Source organism: Haloprofundus halobius, from assembly GCF_020097835.1.
GTDB lineage: Archaea > Halobacteriota > Halobacteria > Halobacteriales > Haloferacaceae > Haloprofundus > Haloprofundus halobius.
Map to the genome: position 1 here is coordinate 409,883 of NZ_CP083666.1, position 15,593 is coordinate 425,475.

The following is a 15,593-nucleotide window of genomic DNA, read 5'->3' on the forward strand; positions in this document are numbered from 1 at the left end:
GATGGAGGACGTCGCCCGAGACGGTCAGCGACGGAAACCTCTCCCGTCGCTCCACAACGTGAACTCATTGGGTCTCCGTTTCGTTCTTCGCCCTAATAATCGTCGCTATCGTTGCCGCGAGTTTTCTCGCGTTTCACCGTTCCTGACGTCGGCATCCCTCGGGGGAAACTTTCGATTGAGGGGGCGTCGAAAGCCGCTTGACAGCGTCTCTCTCCGGGGATATCGGAACGGTCGCCCGTAGGACTCCCCTACGGGTGGGAGCGGACGGTTCGGGCGTCGGAGCGACGGCGGCGTGGCGATGTGACGTCGCCGACGGCGTCGTGGCGGTGCGACGTCGACGACGACGGCGGCAGGATTCGCCGAGTCCGTCGGAGTCGCCACGACGCGGAAACGTCGCGTTGAACAACGTTACTCGTGTCTAAGTGCATCTATCGGGTCGACCGTCGAGGCGCTCCAGGCGGGGTAGAGTCCGGCGACCACGCCGACGAGCGGACCGACGACGACGGCGACGACGAACCAGAGGGGGCGTATCCGGAGCGGGAGATCGATGAACACCGTCGCGGCGTAGCCCCCGCTGATGCCGACGAGCGCGCCGAACACCGAGCCGAACAACCCCAAGAGGATCGCCTCCAGGAGGAACAGCTGCATGATGTCGCGGCGCTTCGCGCCGACGGCTTTCATGATGCCGATCTCGCGAGTCCGCTCGGTGACGCTGACGAGCATGATGTTGGCGATGCCGATGGCGCCCACGACGAGCGAGATGACCGCGATACCGGTAATGTAGGCGGTGAACGTGCTACTCACCTGCCGAATCTGGTCGACGAGCTGGTCGTACGTCGTCACCTCGAACTGGTAGCCCTCGGCTTTGAGCACCCGCGCGTCGGACTCCTCGGTGAGATACGAGATGATGCGCCCCTGGACCGCCTCGATCTCCTGGATACCCTCGGCACTGACCAACACCTGCGAGTACACCCGCTGTTGTTGCTGCGTCGTCGGGCTCACGACGGTTCGCTCGTAGAACGGACTCGTCGGCGCGTAGATGCTCGGGCGCGCGCTTCCGGTGAGCGCACCGGCACCGTCCTGAGAGCCCTCGGCGATGCCGACGACGGTGACGTTTATCGGCTGCCCGTTCGCCGCCCGCGCGAGCGTGATGTTGTCGCCGACGGTGACGTTCTGGGCGAACATCTGCGCCGCCGGTCGGTTCAACACGACTTCGCGCTCGCCGGGGCGGAACTCCCTCCCCTCGACGATTCGCTGGCCCTTCAGCTCGAAGTACTGCGGCCTCGTCACCGTCACCCACTGCCTCCCGACCGAGTCGTTCTGATACCGCACCTGTGACGTCGCGATGCCGCCTACCGGGACGGCGTCTCTGACGCCGTCTATCTCCTGAATTTGGCTCACGTCGTGCTGGGTGAACACCGACTGCCCCCCCTGGCCGAGTTGCGGGATCTCGCTTTGCGTCTGCGAGGACGCCGAGACGTACATCACGTCCTGGTTGTCGCCGGCGATGGTGTTGACGATGTCCGCCTGCAGACTCGCTCCCAGCGTGACGAACGCGATGACGGCGGCGACGCCGATGATGACGCCGAGCGTCGTCAGCGTCGAGCGGAGCTTGTGGCCGACGATGCTCCGCCAGCTCATCCGGAGGCTCTCTAAGAGGTCCACGCTTCACCCTCCGGCGTCTCTTCTCCCGGGTTCTGGACGCGCTCGCCCTCGTCGACGGTCGGCACACGGCGCTTCTCGCCGAGCTCTTCGACGCGCTCGATCTCGCCGTCGAGGACGTGGACGATGCGTTCGGCGTGCTCGGCGATGTCGCGCTCGTGTGTCACCATCAGAATCGTGTTGCCCCGCTGGTAGAGACTCTCGAACAGGTTCATTATCTGTCGACTCGTCTCGCTGTCGAGGCTCCCGGTCGGCTCGTCGGCGAGGATTATCGCGGGGTCGTTGACGAGCGCGCGGGCGACGGCGACGCGTTGGCGCTGCCCGCCCGACAGCTCGGTCGGCTTGTGGTCGACCCGACCTTCGAGCCCGACGTCCGCCAGAAGCGACTCGGCCCGTTCGGTCCGCTCCTCGCGAGAGACATCGCGAAACGACAGCGGCATCGCGACGTTCTCCAGCGCCGTCAGTCGCGGCATCAGGTTGAACGTCTGGAAGACGAACCCGATCTTCTCGCCGCGGACTCGCGCTCGCTCGGAGTCGGAGAGTTTCGAGATGTTCGTCCCGTCGATGTATATCTCGCCCGCCGTTGGCGTGTCCAGACAGCCGATGAGGTTGAGAAGCGTGCTCTTGCCCGAGCCGCTCGGTCCCATGATAGCGGTGTACGACCCTCGCGGTACGTCCAGCGAGACGTCGTGGAGCACCGGCACCGGTTCGCCGAGTTCGTACACTTTGTACACCCCCGATAGTGACACGACGGCGTTGTCGTCCGTTCTCTCGCCGTCGGTGTGCGCGTCCATACACGCTAAACGAGGGTAGGGCACAAAAGATGTAGTGGCTGTCGCGTCTCGATACCGGAGGCGTTCGACGGGTAACGCTTCACTATCGCTGATAATCGACGGCCAGAAACGTCCTTTCCGAACGACTGTTCGCCTACGCGTGTTCGTCTTCCTCGTCGAGGTCTTGCATCCCCGGCGCCGCGCGCACGTCCACGTCCTCGGGTTCCGCCTGTCCGCCGACTTGGAGTTCGCCGTCGTCGCCTTCGACGTACACGTCGTCGGCGAAGCCGCCCTCGGCGTGCGGATGCTCGGGGTCGTCGAGTCTCTCGGGCGTCGACGGCGCGTCGGGAATCTCGCGCGTCCGGAACTCGCCCAGCGGGTCGGCGATGGTGATGTCGTAGCGCCGGAAGAACTCCTCGTAGCGCTCGTAGTGGGCTTCGAGTTCGTCGGCGGGGAACTCCATCATCTCGGTCCAGCCGTGGTTGTAGAAGTCGAAGTTCGCCTGGACGTGTGTGATCTCGCGCGCCTCGGCCTCCGGGAACCCGGCGTCGAGCGCGGCGACGTACGTGTCGAACGTGCACTCGAAGAACGCCGCCATGTGCGGTTCACGCTCCTCGCGGCGACCTTCTTCGGCCTTCTTCCCGAAGATGTTCACGTGGAGGTCGACGAGTTTCCGGGTGGCGATGTCACCGACCACCGGCATCGTGAGCGCTTGCTTGGCGGCGAAATGTCGAACGTTCTGGCGGAGTTTCATAGACGGTCGTTAGAACCGGGTGAACTTCAACCATGCGCGCGAGTCGCGTTCGCGAACGGCCTACGGTCGCCACTCGGCCCCTCCCGCGCGCGTCTCGACCACGGCGGTCCGCGAGCACGGGCCGTCGTCGCCGACGCCCACCCGACGGAGCACGGTCGAGGGTCTGCGAGCGTCTCCCGCGCGTCGCGGGGCGAGGATACTCGGGATAGCAACCCACATTAACCCCCGTTACGAACTTCCCTCACATGACCGAATCGTACGTGATCATCGGCGACGGTATCGCGGGGAGCTCCGCGGCGGAGACGCTCCGTGAGGAGGCACCGGACGCCGAAGTCACCGTTATCACGGACGAGGGTGAATCCCTCTACAATCGGATTCTCATCAAAGAGTTCGCGAAAGGTAAACTGCCGGAAGCGCCCATCTCGATCCACGACGAGTCCTGGTACGACGAGCGCAACATCGACCTGCGCCTCAACACGCTCGTCAAGCACATCGACCCCGACGCCCACGAGATAACGACCCACGAGGACGAGACGCTGGCGTACGAGAAACTGCTCGTCGCCACCGGCGGGACGCCGACACAACTGCCGGTCGACAACTCCGACGCGGAGGGAATCCACCACTTCTGGACGTTCCAGGACGCCCGCCGCATCCGCGAGTCCGCCGACGCGGGCGAGAACGCGGTCATCGTCGGTGCCGGTCTCCTGGGTATCGACCTCGCGGCCATCTGTGGCGCACAGGGCGTCTCCGCGAAGTACCTGATGCGCGGTAACGCCTGGTGGCGCTACGCGCTCTCGGAGCAGGGCGCCGAAATCATGCACGAGGCCATGCGTGACGTCGGCGTCGACCCCGTCTTCGACAGCGGCGTCGACCACTTCGAGGTCGACGACGACGGCCACGTCACGGGCGCTGTCGACCCGAACGGCGACCACTACGACTGCGACTGGGCGGGCGTCGCCATCGGTCTCAATTTCAACACCGAAATCCTCCAAGGAACGGGCGTCAAACAGGACGGCGGCGTCGTCGTCGACCAGTACATGCAGTCGAGCGTCGACGACATCTACGCGGCGGGCGACCTGACACGCTTCTACGACACCATCCTCGGCGAGTACGCCCAGAACGGCTCGTGGGGCAGCGCGCGCGAACAAGGCTCTATCGCGGGCTACAACATGGTCCACGGCGAGGAGAAGGAGTTCCGCTGGGTCTCGTCGTACTCCATCACCCACTTCGACTTCCCGTTCCTCTCGTTCGGCCACCCGACCATCGGCGACGAAGAGGCAGAGCGAAAATACTCCGACACCGAGTGGCGGCGCATCGCGTTCAAGGACGGCAAAGTCGTCGGCGGGGTCCTCATCGGCGACCTCTCCGCGCAGAGCGCGCTGAAGAAACTGATGCGCGAAGAGCGCGTCGTCGCCGACCAGGCCGAGGTTCTCCTCGAAAAGCAGATCGACCTCGACGACCTCGCGGCGACCCAAGAGCAGTAACCCGCCGCCTCTCGTCGGCTCTCTCCGTCTTTCGCAATCGGTAGCGCTGCCAAAAGATTCATACTCATCTATGCTAATAGTTGGCGCATGGCACAGTCGACGAACAGGACGGTCGCCGCGACACGAACGGATACCGTTCCGGCAGGTGCGCGCGTGCGTCACTTCGACGAGTTAGACGAGAGCGCACAGCAACTCGTCCTCGAAGCAGCGAACGGGCAGCTCACGAACACCGCCTCCGTCTCCGGGCTTCGGAGCGGAGACATCGTCGTTTTCACCGACTACTACCGCGTCCACTGAACGAGCGCCGCCGGACGGACCGAAGCCGTTTTCGGCCGACGGCGACGACAGGAAGGTATGCAAGGCGGCGGCTCAAACGATATGACCCTCGCGTTCGAGTTGGAGGCGCTCAAGCGCCTGGCCGACCCGAACATGGTGTTCAACGACGCTCGACAGTGGACCAAATACGTCGGCGTCGTCAGCGAGAAACCGACGTACGTCGTGACGAACTTCACGCGCAAAGAGCGCATCCGACAGGACTTCTTTTCGGGACCGCGCGGCGTCGAGGAGAGCCTCGAAAACGTCAAACGGCAGTTCGACACCGAGCGCCACGTGTTCGTCGGCACCACGGAGGAAGACCGCGAACGCGCCGAATCGACCGACTGGGAGTACCTGCCGCTCGAACAGGCGGCGGAGGCGGCGAACTGGGACCTCGCCGGCGACGCACCCGAGGAAGACCCCTTCGACGGCGAAACGCGCGACGACTGGCCGTGACCCGACTCGCGGCGAAAAAAGGCGCAGTCGCGCTACTACGCGGACGGTCTCGCGACGCCCAGTTGTTCGAGCAGTTCTAGATTGTCGGACTCTAGCCATCGCTCGGCGATTTTGCCGTCTTCGATGCGGAACAGTCCCATGTTGGTCCCCGAGACGCGGTTCCCGGTCGGTTCGATGCCGCCGAACCGACCCTCGTGAGTTCCCTCGAAGACGAACCGAACGGCGACCGTGTCCCCTTCGGCGACCATCTCCGTTATCGTCACGGTCGCGTCGGGAAACGCCTCGTGGGCGACCTCGACATGGCGACGGAACCCCTCGAAGCCGCGCGCCTCCTCGGCGCTGAGCGTCTCGTCGGACAGCGGGTTGTGGTTGACGACGTCCTCGGCGATTAGTTCGTCGAGGAGGCCGATTCGCTCCTCGTTGAACGCCTCTTCGTAGTAGCGGCGAACGATTTCCTTGTTCTCCTCCGGCGTGGTCATACGTATCGCCGCAGGCTGTAGGCGACGAACTGAGATAAGCCAGCACATCTCACCGAGGCGGACACAGTACGAGTTCGGAGAGTGACTGCCGGTCGGGCCCGTAGTCGACTATCCCGGCAGTCGACCGAATTTAGCGTCGACCGCCGTCTGCGGGCGGTACTCGCCGCGTATCCACCGAGTGACGCTATCGAAAGCACTAATCGCGGACGGTCCTTGAGTACACCTAATGAGTCACCAGTTGCCTGACGTGCAGGCAAGCCAGCCCGACGTCACCGTCGGACTCAGTCAGGTCGGCGTCACGGGCGTCGAGAAGCTCGTGAAACTCGCCCGAGACGGGAAGCGGCCCATCGTCCTGATGGCCGAGTTCGAGGTGTTCGTCGACCTCCCGGCGAGCCGCAAGGGTGCGGACATGAGTCGGAACATGGAGGTCATCGACGAGACGCTGGAAGCGGCCGTCGAGGAACCGAGTTACCGCGTCGAGGACGTCTGCGGCGACGCCGCCGAACGACTGCTGGAGAAACACGAGTACACCTCCACCGCCGACGTTCGGATGACCGCCGAACTCGTCACGCGCGAGCGGACGCCCGCCAGCGACAAGCGGACGCAGGGCACCGCGACCATCATCGCCAGCGCCGTCGCCACCGAGGAGGGCACCCGAGAGGAGATCGGTGCACGCGTCACCGGGATGACGGTCTGTCCCTGCTCGCAGGGGATGTCCGCCTCCCGCGCCCGCGAGGAACTCGTCGACCTCGGCGTCGACGACGAGACGGTCGAGGCGTTTCTGGACGCGGTCCCGCAACCGGGTCACTCCCAGCGCGGCCACGCCACGTTCACCGTGACGAGCGAGGGGTCGCCCGACGTCGACCTCGGAGATATCATCGACGTCGCCCGCGACTCGATGAGCGCACGCATCTACAACCTCGCCAAACGCCCCGACGAGGACCACATGACCTTCCACGCGCACGCGAACGCGAAGTTCGTCGAGGACTGCGTGCGCTCGATGGCCGAGGACGCCGTCGACCGGTTCGACCAACTGCCCGACGACGCCGTCATCCACATGAAGCAGTCGAACGACGAGTCCATCCACCAGCACAACGCCCACGCCGAACGCGAAGTGACGATGCAGCAGTTGCGAAACGAACTCGAACTCGAACGCTAAAACGAGAGCGGATCCGCGGACTCCCAGCGCGGTTCGAACACGGCGCGAACGTCGGCGGCGAACTCGGGGTCTTTCAGGTCGATCATCGCCAGCGCCTCGCCGGGGTCCAGCGGGTTCGGCACCTCGATGCACACCTCCACGTCGTCGATGAGGTTGAACGTCCCCGTAACGTTCTCGCTCGTCCGAACCGCGAACTCCGGATGGTCGGACAACCCCTCCGTGTAGCGCTCGCCGACGCTCGGCGGGAGCGTCGCGACGAGTTCGGGCGTCATCAGAAGCGAGACGGAGACGCCGCGGTCGAGCGCCGCGATCAGTTCGTCGACGACGGCCTCGCTCACCGTCCCGAGGTCGAACTGCGGCGAGGGCGTCGCCGCCACCATCACGATGCGGTCGTCGGCCGTCGCGAGGCGCTCGACGAGCAGGTCCATCGTCTCGGCGGGACCGACGGCGGCCGTCCAGAACTGCCCCTCGACGGGTTCACCCGCGTCGAGTTCGTCGACCAACTCGTCGACGATACCCTCGTACTGTTGGGCCTTCTCTTCGAGTTCGCGGCGCTTGTCGTCGAGGAGGCGGTCGAGCGCGGCGTCGGGTTCGACGGCGACGTACTTCTTCGGCCGACTCGCCGCCTGACTCCGGACGAGACTGTACTGTTCGAGACTGTTGAGCACGTCGTAGATGCGACCCATCGGTACATCGCTAGCCCGTGACAACTCCTTGGCAGTTGTCGGCCCGGTTCGCAGGAGCGCCCGATACGACCGCGCCTCGTACTCGGACAGTCCGAGGTCTCGAAGGCTCACCATGCTTGAGACTCTCACGCCGAGGGCATAAACACACCGGACGTTTACACGGGAAGACCGCAGCGCTCAGTTGTCGGCGTCGTGGCGTCGCGTCGCGGCCGACACCTGTGCCATCAGTTCGTCGGGCGTCGACGCCGACAGCGCCGTCTCGCCGACGAGTACGGTCGCCGTGCCGCGTTCGAGGTCGCGGTCGGCGAGGAGCGAATCGGCGTTCGGGACGACGACCTTCTCGTGGTCGGCGACGCGCAGCGCCGCCCGGTGGAGGTCGCTCTCGGGGTCGTCGGCGACAGCGACGACGAGCGGGTCGCGGCAGAGGCGCGCCGCCACAGCGCCGTAGTCGGCCGCCTGCACGCCGATACGGTCGGCGGCCCCGGCGAACGCCTCGACCGTCTCGCGGGCGACCTCGCGATACCGCGGCTCGCCGCTCAAAACCGCGAGGTCGCAGAGCGCCCCGGCCATCTCGACGTTGTCGTCCAGCGGTCGGAACGGCCTGTCGAGCAGCCCCGGCCCCTCGCGCGGACCGTCGAGGAACGACCCGCCCTCGTGGAGTTCCGCTATCGTCCTGTCGGCGACCGCTTCGGCCACGTCAAGCCCCTCGCCGAGCACCTGCTGGGCACGCGCGAACGCCGCGACGACGCGGGCGTGGTCGCCCAGCAACAGCGACTCACCGCGCTCGTCGCCCGTCCGGTGGTGCGTCACCGCGCCGTCGGCGTCGATCAACTCGCTTTCGAGGAAGTCGAGCAGCCGTTCGGCGTATCTTTTCGCGCTTGCGTCGTCGGTGTAGCCCGCATAGGTGAGCATCGCCTCGGCGGCGAGGGCGTTGCCGCCGGCGTACGCGGTTAGGTCGACGCGCGGTTGTCTCGCCTCGGCGCGCCCCTCCGCGTCGAGCGCGTAGTAGTCGCTCCCGCTCGCCGGACCGACGCTCCCGCCGACGGCGACACCGGTCCAGAGGTCGTCGGTGAGGAAGTCGATGGTTCGCTCGGCGGGGCGGCGGTAGGCGTCGTCGCCGGTGTAGAGGTAAGCGTCGGCGAACGCGCGGACGAGTGCGGCGTTCACGTCGAGCAGTTTCTCGTGGTGGACACCGCTCCAGTCGCGGCCGCTCGCGTAGCGGTAGAAGCCGCCAGAGACGCTGTCTAACAGGTGGTCGCGGACGGCGTCGAGCGTCCGCAGCGCCTGACTCCGCTCGCGTTTGAGCGCGAACTCGACGGTGCGCGGCAACGGGAACTTCGCGTCATCGCCCCACCCGGCGTGGATGTCGTCGTACTTCTCACCGAGTTGCCCCGCGAGGTACGCCTCGATAGCGGGCGAGAGTTCACCGACCGGCGTCGGGTCGTCGGCGAGCGCGCGGGGGACGCGCCCGGCGTCGCTGCCGCGGTCGGCCCACGCCTCGCGGACGCTGTCGAGCACCTGTCGCATCCCATCGGGCCCGAGGTAGCCCGCGCCCGAGAGAATCGTCCCGGCGGGCGTCGCGAACACCGTCGAGGGGAAACCGCCCACGTTGTAGCGTTCACGGACGCGCGGGTGGCGGTCCACGTCGACGCGGACGGGGACGAAGTCGTCGTTGACGTTCGCGGCGATACGCGGTTCGGCGTACGTCTCGGCGTCCATCTCGTGACAGCCGGCGCACCACGTCGCGGACAGCGACAGCAACAGCGGCTGCTCGGCGTCGGCCGCCTCGGCGAACGCCGCCGGTCCCCACTCGCGCCAGTCGACGCGCGTCTCGTCGTCCATACACGCCCTCGGAGAGCATCGGGGGTAAGCGCTTCGAGGTTTCGCGCCTACGCGTTCGCGCCCTGTAACTGCGCGGCGGTGCGAACCCGCACGCCGACGGGCTTCTTCACGAACTCGCCGGTCGACCGCGAGACGACGTGTTCGACGCCCCGCTGGGCGGCCACGTCGAGGAGCCGCTGGTCGAGTTCGCCGTCGATGACGACGGCGTACGGTGCTCTATCGGCGTCGACGAGGGCGTCGAACGCCGCCGAGGCCGCGACTTCGACGAGCGGGTCCAGGTCGGCGTCGAGCAGACGGGCGACACCGCTGGCATCGTCGACGACCTCCCCGACGTGTTCTCTGAGGCTCTTCGGTTCCGGGGGGAGCGACGGCTGGGCGGCGCCGTCGTCCGCACCCGCGTCGGGGTCGACGCCCGCCGCCGAGTTACTGCCGTCGCCGTTGGCGGATTCGTCGGCGCTCGCGTCGGTCGATTCGGTGTCCGTCGATTCGGTTTCAGTCGTCTCCCCTACAGCGGGGGAGGGAGTCGCGGGAGCGTCAGTCGTCTCCGACGACTCCGTTCGAGGGTCCGACGACCCCTCCGGAGCGGGCGTCGAACTGCCGTCGGTCGCCGCGACCGACGAGCGAACGTCGGTGTCGTCGGCGACGGCGTCGTACGGCACCTTCCCGCGGAGCGCCGCCATCACTTCGTGGCGTGCGAGGTCCTCGACGGAGCGTCCCGGCGGCGCGAAGGCGACGTAGTCGACGTCGCCGACCTGTGCGAGCTCGCGGAGGATGAGCTCGCCGCCGCGGTCGCCGTCGAGGAAGGCGGTGACGGTCCGGTTCTCGGTCAGTTCCGAGATGGCGTCGGGCACGTTCGTCCCCTCGACGGCGACGCCGTTTTTGATGCCGTAGCGGAGCAGCGTCAGGATGTCCGCGCGCCCCTCGACGACGACGATGGCGTCGGAGTCGGCGGCGCGCGGGCCCGCGGGCAACCCGTGGTACTCCGTGATGTCCTCGACGCGGACGCTCTCGCGCACCTCGTCGAGAATCTCGCGACTCGTCATCACGCTGTCGTCGAACGCCTCCGAGAGCAGTTCCTTCGCGCGGTCGACGACCTCGCGGCGCTTAGCACTTCGGACGTCCTCGATGTCGACGACCTCCGCGTGTGCCTGACACGGCCCGACGCGCGTGATAGTCTCTAGCGCGGCCGCGAGAATTGCGGTCTCTACCTTGTCGAGACTACTCGCGATGGTTATCTGCCCGAACGACTGTCCCTTTTCGCTGTCGATTTCGACATCTATGCGTCCGATTTTCGAACCTTGCTGGAGGTCGCGAAGGTCCAAATCGTCGCCGAGGAGGCCTTCGGTCTGCCCGAAGACCGCCCCGACCACGTCGCTCCGCTCGACCACCCCGTCGGCGGTGACCGAAGCGTGTATCAGATATTTCGCAGTGTCTTCCATGATTGAATCACCGATGATTGATATTGATGTGAAATGTGGCGGATACCGCCGTCCACACCCCCGTATATAAGTTTTGCAGGCGGGATATAGCTGTCGCACTTCCGGGCGGTGAGCGCGGGTCACCGCGCGTGTCGTCCCGCGTGAGAGCCTCGACACCGCCGACAGTCGCCATCCAGGCAATCGGCTTATACTAAGAGAAATATTCTTCAAAGTATCTAATCGAACGTAACTAGCAGTATTTATCACTCTGCAGTTATCTATGCCCGAACGTGACGCGACAAAAAACAGATTACCTGTGGATAGTGGTATTTGCACTACTCGTGGTCTTCGCCGTCCCGTGGTTCCTCTGGGGGGACGCGCGCGTCGTCGCCGGACTGCCGCTGTGGCTCTGGTGGCACGTCGGCTGGATGGGCGTCGCCAGCGTCGTCTTCTACGCGTTCACCCGCGGTGCGTGGGACCGCGGGATGGGGGTGACCCGTGGTTAGTTCGCTCGCGGTCCAGGTGGGCGTCATCGGCGCGTATCTGGTCGTCGCGCTCGCGGTGGGTCTCGTCGCCTACCGCCTGACCGACCGCGCGGCGGAGGATTACTATCTCGCCAGTCGCTCGCTCGGGACGGTCGTCCTGCTGTTCACGACGTTCGCGACGCTGCTGTCGGCGTTCACGTTCTTCGGCGGCCCGAACCTCGCGTACGCGGCGGGTCCCGAGTGGATTCTCGTGATGGGCCTCATGGACGGCATCCTCTTCGCGATACTCTGGTACGCGCTCGGCTACAAGCAGTGGCTCGTCGGGCGCGCCCGCGGCTACGTGACGCTCGGCGAGATGCTCGGCGACCGTTTCGGGTCGACCGGCCTCCGGGCGCTGGTCGCCGGTATCAGCCTCTTCTGGCTGTTCCCGTACATCATGCTCCAGCAGATGGGCGCGGGCGAGGCCATCGTCGGTCTCACGGCGGGCGAGATACCGTACTGGGCGGGCGCGGCGCTCATCACCGTCTTCATGGTCGTCTACGTCGCCGCCGCCGGACTCCGCGGCGTTGCGTGGACCGACACCGTGCAGGGTATCTTCATGCTCGGCATCGTCTGGATCGCCGTCGGCTGGGTGCTCGTCGCTATCGACGGTCCTGCGACCGCCTACGCCGGGTTCGACGCGGACGAACTGGCGCTCGGCGGCGGTATCTACACGCCGCAGTACATCGTCTCGACGGCGGTCACCATCGCCTTCGGCGTGGCGATGTTCCCGCAGATAAACCAGCGCTTCTTCGTCGCGAAATCCGGCCGCGTGCTGAAGCGGTCGTTCGCGCTGTGGCCGATTCTGGTCGTGCTGCTGTTCGTCCCGGCGTTCATGCTCGGCACGTGGGCCGCGGGTCTCGGTATCGAAGTGCCCGAGGGCGCGAACGTCATCCCGGTGCTCCTCAACGAGTACACGCCCGTCTGGTTCGCGGCGCTCGTCGTCGCGGGCGCGATGGCCGCGATGATGTCCTCCTCGGACTCGATGCTGCTGTCGGGGTCGTCGTACCTGACGCGCGACCTCTACCGACCCCTCGTCGAACCCGACGCGAGCGAGGCGAAGGAGGGGTGGGTCGCCCGCGTCGGCGTCGGCGTGTTCGCCGCCGGCACGTTCGCCGCGAGCCTCTTCCGGCCGGGGTCGCTCATCGACGTCGGCGACCTCGCGTTCAGCGGGTTCGCACAACTCGCGCTCCCCGTGCTCGTCTCGCTGTACTGGACGCGCACGACCCGAAACGGAATGTACGCCGGTCTCGTCGGCAGTCAAGCCTTCTACGTCCTCCACTCGCTCGGTCCGCTCCCGACGACGTACTTCGGGTGGGACGCCGCACTATACGGGATGATTCTCGGATTGGTGCTCACCGTCGGCGTCTCGGCGGTCACCTCACCCGCCCCCGACGAGAAGCAGGCGACGTTTACGGAGGGGTTGAGCGCGGACTGACGGCTCATTGACCGTCTAATCCTCCGTCGAGCGCGTCCGAAGCTTACAATCTCTGTGGCTCCTTCACCGGTGTATAAACGACCCCGGGCTACAGACGCTCGTGGACCAATCGACGCTCCGAGACCGCCTCCGTCGCGGCGACCTCCCCGACTGGGCCGTCTCGCACTACGAGACGTTCCGGGTGACGATGCTCGACGAGCGGGACGGCGAGCCGTTCCCCTGTCACTCGGCATCGAACCCTCGGTACAGCGCTGCTCACTATCCGTGACGGCGTATCACAGGGTAGGTTTTCCCTCCTCGGAACCGGCCTCCTCCTCGTCACTACGGGTAGCCTCGCGTTCGGCGGGTCGCTACACCAGGTGACGGCGTGGCTATGGGTCGGCTGTCTCGGCTTTTCGGGGTTCTCGTTTCTCGTCGCCGGCGCGCTCGGCGCGCTCGGACTCGCGTTCATCGGCGTCGACTACGTCCGTGGTGGCGTCCACATGGACCTCTCAGTATCCGCCTGACGCTCTCCGAACCACATTCGTTTAACCGCACTCCGGCCAAGGAAGAGCTATGCAGACCCACATCGTGCCGGTCGGCTTCGATTACGACCGGCTCATCGCCCCGCTCATCCGGGACCAGTTAGACGTCGACAGGGTGATTCTCCTCGAGGGCGCGGTCGGCAGCGAGGCCAACGTCGAGTACTCGCGACGCCTCTCGGGGAAACTGGAGAAGGATTTCCAGAACCTGCTCGGTGCAGCCACCGAGCGTCTCGTCCTCGCGGACGTCTACGACTACGACGCAGCCTTCGAGCAGGCGTACGACCTCATCAACGCCGAACTCGACCGTGGAACCGGCGCCGAAGATGACGAAACCCGAGATTCCGACGGCGACGTGTGGGTGAACGTCAGCGCGATGCCCAGACCCGTCTCCTTCGCGTTCGCCACCGCCGCCCACTCCATCATGGTCGAACGGGAGGACGACAGAGAGCGCATACACACCTACTACACCGCTCCCGAGAAGTATCTGGAGACGGAGTTGGCAGAGGAGCTCCGCGCCAATCGGGAGCTACTCTCGGACCTGCTCGACGACGACGAACTCGACGCGGACCGCGTCCGCGAACGACTCGACGCCGCGACGGAACTGCTCTCGGAGTTCGACGAACGCGGGACGACTATCGGCGCGAAACGCATCGGCGAGCGCCACATCGTCGAACTTCCCGTCGCCTCCTTCTCGAACGTCAAACCGTTCGAGGAGCTCATCCTCTTCACGCTCGGCGACCACGGCGTCTTCGAGTCGGTCTCCGAACTCGCCGAGACGCTGGCGGGCGAACTCAACGAGGAGTACACCGACAGCTTCCGCTCGAAGGTCATCTACAACGTCGACCGACTCGGTCCCGGCGGGAAGGGGTACATCGAGCGCGACGAACGCGGGAAATCCCACCGGACGCGGCTCTCGCGTATCGGCGAACTGTGGGTTCGCGCCCACACCGGCGAGGAACCGGGCGGCCAACCGTAGTTACGACTCCTCGACCGTCCCGAACCCGCGGGTCGGTTTGACGCCGTCGAGCGGACTCGTCGGAGCCGCCGTCGGCACCTCGGGGTCGTTGTACTCGCCCGGCGCGACGTCGTTCGGTCCGTCCGGGTAGAACAGCGAGGCGAGTTGTTGAATCTGCGGTCTACCGACACCCAACTCGAACTGGCCGCCGCCGTACAGCGAGATGTCGCGCTCCTCGGCGTACTCGACGGTTTCGAGCAGCGACTCGACGGTGCCGAACCGCGACGGCTTGACGTTGAGCCACCGCGGTTCGAACGGGAGCGATTCGACGCTCTCGACGCCGGTTATCGGCGCGTCCCACGAGAGCCGGTGCCTCTCTCTTTCGAGCATCGCCTCCGTCTCGTCGTTGACGGCGGGGTCTTCGACGACGGCGTCGGGAAAGCCCGAGAAGATGCGCTCGTACAGGTCCGGGTCGGCGTCCTGGTCGACGGTCGTCCCGCTGTAGTACCCCTTCAGGTCGAGGATCCGCACCGCCTCGGTGTCGGCGAGGTCGGCGACGAGGTCGTCGTCCCAGTCGCTCGTCGGGTCGAGTTTGAACTCGGTCCCCGGGTAGGCGGTCAGCAGCTCCTCGACTCGGTCGGCGCTCGGGCCGTCCTCGCCGTCGAGGCGCGTGCTCACGACGAACCGGACCGGGTCGTACTCCCGGCCCACCGCCTCGCCGAGCGTCGTCTCCGCCTGCTTGAGCGCGAGGTCCAACGCGGCGCTCTCGACGGCCCACCGCCGGTAGTGATGCCCCGTCTCGCGCTCCGGTTCCTTCGTCGGGAACAGGTCCGTCTCGTCGAGCATCGCCGAGAACTCCGCGACGGTGTACTCGCCCGTGAAGTCGAAGGCGGGTGCGTCCGCGAGCGCGTCGTGGTCCTTGGCGTCGTACGTCACGTCCTCGCCGCGTCCGGTCTCGCCGTCGCCCAGCAGCGCGAAGACGGTGGTTGCGCGGGTGAACCCGCTCGACGTCGCTCGTTCGCGGCGGGAGCGGGACGTGTCGTCGACGACGAGCGGAAGGTCCGACAGTCGGTCGTAGAGCGCCATGGCGGCAGTTGACTCGCCGGTCGGTTAACTCTGTGGCG

General features: G+C 66.2%; 17 protein-coding genes. 9 read left to right on the plus strand and 8 right to left on the minus strand.

The window, feature by feature from the left end; genetic code table 11:
• Positions 1-408: 408 nt before the first annotated feature.
• The 3 genes from LAQ74_RS02155 to LAQ74_RS02165 form a co-directional block, all read right to left on the minus strand.
• Positions 409-1,665, minus strand: a complete 1,257-nt coding sequence (locus LAQ74_RS02155; RefSeq protein ID WP_224334461.1) for an ABC transporter permease — start codon at positions 1,663-1,665, stop codon at positions 409-411.
• Positions 1,653-2,456 carry an ABC transporter ATP-binding protein gene (locus LAQ74_RS02160; protein ID WP_224334463.1) on the minus strand — a complete coding sequence of 268 codons (804 nt, stop codon included), beginning with the start codon at positions 2,454-2,456 and terminating at the stop codon, positions 1,653-1,655. Before LAQ74_RS02160 ends, LAQ74_RS02155 begins: the two co-directional genes overlap by 13 nt.
• A 133-nt stretch (positions 2,457-2,589) precedes the next feature.
• Positions 2,590-3,189, minus strand: coding sequence for a DUF6149 family protein (locus LAQ74_RS02165; RefSeq protein WP_224334472.1), 600 nt, complete (start codon positions 3,187-3,189; stop codon positions 2,590-2,592).
• Between the two features lie 245 nt (positions 3,190-3,434).
• Here LAQ74_RS02165 and LAQ74_RS02170 point away from each other — a divergent pair, with 245 nt between their 5' ends.
• The 3 genes from LAQ74_RS02170 to LAQ74_RS02180 all read left to right on the plus strand — a co-directional run bounded on the left by LAQ74_RS02170 (position 3,435) and on the right by LAQ74_RS02180 (position 5,444).
• Positions 3,435-4,673, plus strand: coding sequence for an NAD(P)/FAD-dependent oxidoreductase (locus LAQ74_RS02170; protein WP_224334474.1), 1,239 nt, complete (start codon positions 3,435-3,437; stop codon positions 4,671-4,673).
• A gap of 87 nt (positions 4,674-4,760) precedes the next feature.
• Positions 4,761-4,970: a DUF7979 domain-containing protein gene (locus LAQ74_RS02175; RefSeq protein WP_224334482.1), complete on the plus strand. Its 210-nt coding sequence runs from the start codon at positions 4,761-4,763 to the stop codon at positions 4,968-4,970.
• An 81-nt stretch (positions 4,971-5,051) separates the two neighbouring features.
• Entirely contained in the window at positions 5,052-5,444 is a 393-nt protein-coding gene (locus LAQ74_RS02180) for a DUF7124 domain-containing protein (RefSeq protein ID WP_425498544.1), read from the plus strand.
• A gap of 35 nt (positions 5,445-5,479) precedes the next feature.
• On the opposite strand, the gene LAQ74_RS02185 is transcribed toward LAQ74_RS02180, so the two are convergent.
• The gene (locus tag LAQ74_RS02185) at positions 5,480-5,923 is read right to left on the minus strand and encodes an ester cyclase (RefSeq protein WP_224334486.1); all 444 of its coding nucleotides are present in this window, start codon (positions 5,921-5,923) and stop codon (positions 5,480-5,482) included.
• 226 nt (positions 5,924-6,149) lie between these two features.
• On the opposite strand from LAQ74_RS02185, the gene mptA reads away from it, so the two are divergent.
• The gene (gene mptA / locus LAQ74_RS02190; RefSeq protein WP_224334488.1) at positions 6,150-7,082 is read left to right on the plus strand and encodes a GTP cyclohydrolase MptA; all 933 of its coding nucleotides are present in this window, start codon (positions 6,150-6,152) and stop codon (positions 7,080-7,082) included.
• Here mptA and LAQ74_RS02195 read toward each other — a convergent pair.
• From LAQ74_RS02195 to dnaG, 3 genes are all read right to left on the minus strand, one after another.
• On the minus strand, positions 7,079-7,882 hold the full coding sequence (locus LAQ74_RS02195; protein WP_224334490.1) for a TrmB family transcriptional regulator: 804 nt from the start codon (positions 7,880-7,882) through the stop codon (positions 7,079-7,081). The two genes, mptA and LAQ74_RS02195, sit on opposite strands and share 4 nt — an antisense overlap.
• Positions 7,883-7,945: 63 nt before the next feature.
• Positions 7,946-9,610: a DUF255 domain-containing protein gene (locus LAQ74_RS02200; RefSeq protein ID WP_224334491.1), complete on the minus strand. Its 1,665-nt coding sequence runs from the start codon at positions 9,608-9,610 to the stop codon at positions 7,946-7,948.
• 47 nt (positions 9,611-9,657) lie between these two features.
• Positions 9,658-11,049, minus strand: a complete 1,392-nt coding sequence (dnaG, locus tag LAQ74_RS02205) for a DNA primase DnaG (RefSeq protein ID WP_224334493.1) — start codon at positions 11,047-11,049, stop codon at positions 9,658-9,660.
• Positions 11,050-11,318: 269 nt separating this feature from the next.
• Here dnaG and LAQ74_RS02210 point away from each other — a divergent pair, with 269 nt between their 5' ends.
• The 5 genes from LAQ74_RS02210 to LAQ74_RS02230 all read left to right on the plus strand — a co-directional run bounded on the left by LAQ74_RS02210 (position 11,319) and on the right by LAQ74_RS02230 (position 14,490).
• Positions 11,319-11,534, plus strand: coding sequence for a DUF3311 domain-containing protein (locus LAQ74_RS02210; protein WP_224334495.1), 216 nt, complete (start codon positions 11,319-11,321; stop codon positions 11,532-11,534).
• Positions 11,527-12,990 carry a sodium:solute symporter family protein gene (locus LAQ74_RS02215; RefSeq protein ID WP_224334504.1) on the plus strand — a complete coding sequence of 488 codons (1,464 nt, stop codon included), beginning with the start codon at positions 11,527-11,529 and terminating at the stop codon, positions 12,988-12,990. Before LAQ74_RS02210 ends, LAQ74_RS02215 begins: the two co-directional genes overlap by 8 nt.
• A gap of 100 nt (positions 12,991-13,090) precedes the next feature.
• Complete coding sequence (locus tag LAQ74_RS02220; RefSeq protein WP_224334506.1) at positions 13,091-13,258, plus strand: hypothetical protein; 168 nt, start codon at positions 13,091-13,093, stop codon at positions 13,256-13,258.
• Positions 13,259-13,349: 91 nt separating this feature from the next.
• Positions 13,350-13,496: a hypothetical protein gene (locus tag LAQ74_RS02225; RefSeq protein ID WP_224334508.1), complete on the plus strand. Its 147-nt coding sequence runs from the start codon at positions 13,350-13,352 to the stop codon at positions 13,494-13,496.
• A gap of 49 nt (positions 13,497-13,545) precedes the next feature.
• The gene (locus LAQ74_RS02230) at positions 13,546-14,490 is read left to right on the plus strand and encodes an HFX_2341 family transcriptional regulator (RefSeq protein WP_224334510.1); all 945 of its coding nucleotides are present in this window, start codon (positions 13,546-13,548) and stop codon (positions 14,488-14,490) included.
• On the opposite strand, the gene LAQ74_RS02235 is transcribed toward LAQ74_RS02230, so the two are convergent.
• On the minus strand, positions 14,491-15,555 hold the full coding sequence (locus LAQ74_RS02235; RefSeq protein ID WP_224334520.1) for an enolase-like domain-containing protein: 1,065 nt from the start codon (positions 15,553-15,555) through the stop codon (positions 14,491-14,493).
• Positions 15,556-15,593 lie beyond the last annotated feature (38 nt).